Genomic DNA, 5,509 nt, shown 5'->3' with positions numbered 1-5,509 from the left:
ATTACTTGTCATATTAGTAGGATGTGAGAATACTGAATGGACTTTAGGTAAAGAGGAATACAAAGGAAAGAAATTAGCTGTTATTGTAAAAACAGATAATAAATCTAAGGGCTTAAAGAATGGACTAGGAATTGAAGTAGAAGGGTTTGGAGAGAAGTTAAGCACTAAAGAACTTAGTAGACTAAATAATTTTTTCAGAAGAGAGTTGGAAAATCATACTGATATGACAATTATCAGTAAACAGGACATCTTAAATGAAGGCAAGGATTATGATGTAGAATCCATTCAGCAGATTCTTGAAAATAAGTCTGACTTAGATTTATTACTCGTTGTAAATCTATCCAATATAGTTTTTACTAATACTGAAAAGGTTCTTGCAAGGGATTCAACAATAGAAAAAGATGATATTAATTATTTTAGAAATGAAAATAAAGAGAATTATGAGTCCATGTGTTCAGTTAAAGTTTCCTATCAAATAATAGACTTATCCCAAAACAAAGCTATTTATTCAAAAGAAGGTACTGGACAATATACCTATAAAGGTGATGAGTATTATCATAAAATTATATTACTTGAAAAGGCAATTCTTAAAGCAATAGACTTTAAAATTTAATTTAGATCTATTATGTACTATGAAATCAATTTTTTTAGGAGGAGAAAATGATAATAGCCACAAGTAATAACGAAAAGTATACTATTGAATTATTTAATGGAAAAGAGATGGTTTATGCAGATGTTAGCAAAGATAAAGGTGGGAAAGGCAATTATTTTCGACCCCATGAATTATTAGCTTCAAGCTATGCATCTTGCCTTAACATTTCAGTAAGAATGTTAATGGATTCCATGAAGATTGCTTATAATGAAATTATTGTAAAAGTAGAGTTAGATAGAAGTAATGAGAATAAGACAGTCTTTAATTACAGTGTTGAGATTGATAGCGAAATTGATGATACTAGCAAAAAAGAAATCATGAGCAAAATAAAAGATTGCCCTGTGAGAAAAACATTGTCAAAACAAATCGAATTCATAGAAAAAAGAAATTAAGGTAGAAGATAAAAAATGAAGGTTCAACAACGAACTTTGTGATTATCACTAATTATAGTAAATATTACAACCTTTTAGTTATCAGGAATCAAGAAGAGGTAGTAAATAAATTTAACTGATTCCAGGTTCCTGATAACTGACTCCTTGTACTTCATTAAAGGGAAAGATTAAATTTATAGATATTCCTGAATCATTTAATATATAGATAGTAGATATAGCAAGCATATAAAAAGACAAGCAACAACAACTGCATTTCATACTCATAATTTCTTATCAAATAGCCTCAAACCTTTCATTCAAATATCACTTCAACTTAGCAACAGATATGAATAGTTGGTAAGTTGCAAACTTACTTATCTCATCTAAAATACTATTCAAAGCCTGATTACTAGTAGTCTCTACCTTGAAAAAGTAACAACAATCAGCACTGATTCTAAAAGCCTCTACTATCTCATCATTACTATTAATTAAAGCTTTAAGCTGACTATGATTATGAGTCTTCATAAATACTTTAATCATTGCTGTAATCTTAATCCCTAATTTCTCTTTATTGATGTTGATAGTAAAGTTCTCAATTACCCCTTCAGCAACTAATTTATTGACTCTAGCACCTACTGCCTGCCCTGTCAAATAGACCTGCTCACCTATCTCCTTAAAAGTAAGCTTGGAATTTTCACTTAATATTTTAATAATCTCTAAATCTAATTTATCAAGATTCATATCTAAATTCTCCTTATTTTTTCAGAATGAAAGTCATATCTTAAATCTCTTTCAGCTCACAATTGATTGGATAATCTATAGCTATTATAATTTAGATAGCAAGTAAAATCAATTTGAAAGGATGTTTATATGAAATTTCTACATGTAAGGCATGCTACCTCTTTATTGACCTATGCAGGCTCAAAACTTCTAATCGATCCAGTCTTCTCAGCTAAAGAAGAGTTTCCAGCTATTGCTCTAACACCAAACCAAAGAAAGAATCCTATGATCGATTTAAAAACTCCTATCAAAGAATTATTGGATGTTGACATGATTTTATCTACCCACTCCCATCAAGATCACTTTGATGCTAAAGCAAAAGAACTCTTAGATAAAAGAGTAGATTTAATCTGCCAACCAAGTGATGAAGAAACTTATAAAGCTGATGGATTTATCAATCTTATGCCAGTTGAGGAGAATTTAAAGTACAAAAATATTATTATTACCAGAGTAGATGCTCAACACGGAAGTGGTCAGACCAAAGAACAAATGGGTCCTAGTAGTGGCTATATTTTATCAGCAGATGATGAGCCAACTATATATTTCACTGGAGATACTATTTTTAATGAATCCATTAAGAAAAATATAGAGAACTACAATCCTGAAATTTTAATAATGAATGCAGGTTCTCCAAAATTCCTAAACAGCACCCAGATAGTTATGAATATAATGGATATAGAAAAAACACTAGCAATTAACCCTAAGCTAAAATTCATTATCGTTCACCTTGATACCTTCAACCACTGTATCGAGACAAGAGTAGATATCAATGAATACTTTTCACCACAAAGACTTGATAAGATGGGTGTAAAGCATTTTTATGTTCCTGAGGATAATGAATTGTTAGAGTTTTAAATCAATATCAATTAATAAATTTCAAGAACAAATTGGGCTGCGCCCAGTCTTCTATAATCAAAATCTTCAAAGATTAATTCAAAACAATTTTTTTGCAACGAATCTCGCCAATTCACACGAATTTAGACCAAAACCTTTTTAAAAACCTAATTTAAATTGAATCTTGTTTTTAATTCGCGCAATTCGCGTTAATTCGTTGCTACTTTCTTTTTGTTTTTAAATACTTTAAAAAGTTATCCACAATCTTTAAAAAAGCATAGTTTCCTTAAATACAAAAAAGCAGCCAAAAGGCTGCCTTTTTTCTATCATCTAAAATTCATAATTTCTCATTAAATCCTCTAAAGTATCTCTTCTTCTAACTAAGACATCTTCGCCATCCTCTTTAATCATCACCTCTGCTGGTCGCAATCTCTGATTATAGTTAGAGCTCATCACATAACCATAAGCCCCAGCATCTAAGATACCGATAATATCACCTTCAACGATCTCAGGTAATAGTCTATTTTTAGCGATAATATCTCCACTTTCACAGATATTACCTACTATCAAGACTTCTTCTTTATTATCAGAGTCTCTTTCTTCTTGACTATAAATTTCAACATCATGGTGTGACTCATATAACATAGGTCTCATCAATACATTAAAGCCAAGATCACTTCCTACATACTTTCTATCATAATTTACCTTAGTAGAATAAGCCTGCCCTAATAAGACTCCACATTCCGCTACAATATATCTGCCTGGCTCTATCTTAAAGGTAATCTCTTTACCATAATCTCCTACCCATGCTCTTAATACTTTATCTAATCTTTGACCTAACTGAGCCAAATCCAATCGCTCTTGACCATCCTGCTTATGATATGGAATTCCAAAGCCACCACCAAAGTCAACAAACTCTAAATCATCAAAATTACTAGCTATATTAAGTACAGATTTAATTCCTTCTATGTAGGAATCGCCTTCCATAAATAAAGAGCCAATATGTTGGTTAATCCCAATCAATCTTAAGTTATATTTATTTAAAATATCTTTAACGTCATCAATATACTTAGGGTCTACTCCAAATTTAGTCTTCTTGCCACCTGTTACTACCTTTTCATGGTGCCCTGCACCTACTCCCGGATTGAACCTGATAGCAACCTCTCTACCTTCATTTATCTGACCAAATAACTCTAATTGAGAAAGTGAGTCTACACTGACCATTACTCCAGCATCAATAGCATATTGTAACTCCTCAGCAGAGACATTATTACTGATATAAAGAATCTCTTCAGGTTCAAAGCCAGCCTTTAGCTCTATAAAGATCTCTCCTGGTGACATAGCATCTACCTGTAAGCCTTCCTCTTTAACTATCTTCAATAACTCTAAATTAGTATTAGCCTTTGCTGAATAATTGACCACAAAATTCGGATAACTTACTAAGTTCTTTAGCTCTCTACATCTTTCTCTTAATATTCTTTCATTATATACATATAAGGGGCTCCCATACTCCTCTACTAACTCAAGTGGGTTACTATTACCATAAAATTTCTCCCTGTCTGTGACCTCTGCAAAACTCCACTGCATACTCTACTCCTCCTTAATTCTTATCTTAAATTTCACTAAGCAAACTACTTTATCTTTCTTAAAAGCTAATGAATATTGATACCTATTATCAATATACTCAAAAAAGAAGCTATTGCTTATTGACAATCTTCGCAATAGCCATAAAATTTAATCTTATGTTCTGTTACTTTAAAACTGTGTTTTCTCTCTAACTCAGATTCAAACTCTTCTAACACCTCATCATTAAATTCTATTACCTTACCGCATTTGCTACATACTAGATGATGATGGTGCTCTTCACCTGTTTCTAGTTCATAACGTCTACAATTCTCATCAAAGGTTAATTGTTGAATAATTCCTAATTCACAGAACAACTCTAAAGTACGATAAACTGTAGCCAGTCCAATTCCTGGATCTTCTGCCTTTACAATATTATAGACCTCTTCTGCACTTAAGTGTTCTCCTTTATTATCTATCAAAATCTGGAGAATAATCTTTCTTTGTGCAGTAAGTTTGTAATTACTTGCTGCTAAAATACTCTTCAAATTATCTAATGTAGCCTCCATTAAATTCACCTACTAACTTAATGATTATCATTTTTAATTATAACTTATTCTTCGACTTAATGTCAACCCCTTCCATTGATTATTAATCTTCTATTTAATTTAATAAATCTTTTATAATATTAGATACTTTATTTAAAATATCATAAAACTTATCACATAGTGCTGTAGATAATTTCTTGCCCCAATTATCACTGAAGATACCTATTGTCACCATTAGTAGCTCTTTTAATGACTTAGATGCTGTAGGTCTGATAATTAGATAATCTACCTCTCCAGGCTGAATTAATTCTCGCATTGTATCTAAAATTACAACCTTCTCAGCTTGTATATTCTGTAATGTTTCAAATAAATCCTCACCATCAGCACCACCATTTATAAAGGAAATATCTAACTTTTCCGAAAACATAGCCTTCAATTTTTCTATTAAATATATAGCAAGTCCCTTATCCTGTTTGCGTATGTCCCCCAATCCTATTACAGCTAATCTATAGGACATATTTTCACCTACCTTTCTTCCTATATATCATTATTTTCAGATTATTCTAATTTTATTCATAGCTCACTTAGTATTAAATAGTTTTGCTGATAATAATTCTTTAAAAAGGATAGTTATCTTAATTTATTTTTTGAGGCTTTATGAGTATATTGCGACACTTTTTTGAGTTGATAGTTGATAGTGTATAGTGGATAGTTAAAAGATTAAAATCCTTATGTTTTAAGTTTTTGAACTTAACTATAAA

At 31.1% G+C, this 5,509-nt stretch carries 7 protein-coding genes; 3 read left to right on the top strand and 4 right to left on the bottom strand.

Annotated elements, in window-relative coordinates; all coding sequences use genetic code 11:
• Window positions 1-613: hypothetical protein (locus tag ACTCDL_RS13660; RefSeq protein WP_463177932.1), on the top strand; the 613-nt coding region annotated here is incomplete at its 5' end.
• A 47-nt stretch (window positions 614-660) separates the two neighbouring features.
• Window positions 661-1,044 (top strand): OsmC family protein, encoded by a 384-nt coding sequence (locus ACTCDL_RS13655; protein WP_463177929.1) that lies wholly within the window; start codon window positions 661-663, stop codon window positions 1,042-1,044.
• 303 nt (window positions 1,045-1,347) lie between these two features.
• Here the strand turns inward: ACTCDL_RS13655 and ACTCDL_RS13650 are convergent, their stop codons facing one another.
• Window positions 1,348-1,764 (bottom strand): Lrp/AsnC family transcriptional regulator, encoded by a 417-nt coding sequence (locus ACTCDL_RS13650; protein ID WP_463177926.1) that lies wholly within the window; start codon window positions 1,762-1,764, stop codon window positions 1,348-1,350.
• Window positions 1,765-1,893: 129 nt separating this feature from the next.
• Here ACTCDL_RS13650 and ACTCDL_RS13645 point away from each other — a divergent pair, with 129 nt between their 5' ends.
• Window positions 1,894-2,658 carry an MBL fold metallo-hydrolase gene (locus ACTCDL_RS13645; RefSeq protein ID WP_463177923.1) on the top strand — a complete coding sequence of 255 codons (765 nt, stop codon included), beginning with the start codon at window positions 1,894-1,896 and terminating at the stop codon, window positions 2,656-2,658.
• Between the two features lie 309 nt (window positions 2,659-2,967).
• Here the strand turns inward: ACTCDL_RS13645 and lysA are convergent, their stop codons facing one another.
• From lysA to ACTCDL_RS13630, 3 genes are all read right to left on the bottom strand, one after another.
• Complete coding sequence (gene lysA, locus ACTCDL_RS13640; protein ID WP_463177920.1) at window positions 2,968-4,224, bottom strand: diaminopimelate decarboxylase; 1,257 nt, start codon at window positions 4,222-4,224, stop codon at window positions 2,968-2,970.
• A 116-nt stretch (window positions 4,225-4,340) separates the two neighbouring features.
• On the bottom strand, window positions 4,341-4,769 hold the full coding sequence (locus ACTCDL_RS13635; RefSeq protein WP_463177917.1) for a Fur family transcriptional regulator: 429 nt from the start codon (window positions 4,767-4,769) through the stop codon (window positions 4,341-4,343).
• Window positions 4,770-4,863: 94 nt separating this feature from the next.
• A complete protein-coding gene (locus tag ACTCDL_RS13630; RefSeq protein ID WP_463177914.1) occupies window positions 4,864-5,265 on the bottom strand; it encodes a hypothetical protein in 402 nt (133 codons plus the stop codon).
• Window positions 5,266-5,509: the final 244 nt, after the last annotated feature.

The sequence above is a fragment of the Orenia sp. genome, assembly GCF_055140805.1.
The sequence above is the reverse complement of the archived record's forward strand: the minus strand, read 5'-3'. Positions and strand labels throughout refer to the sequence as shown.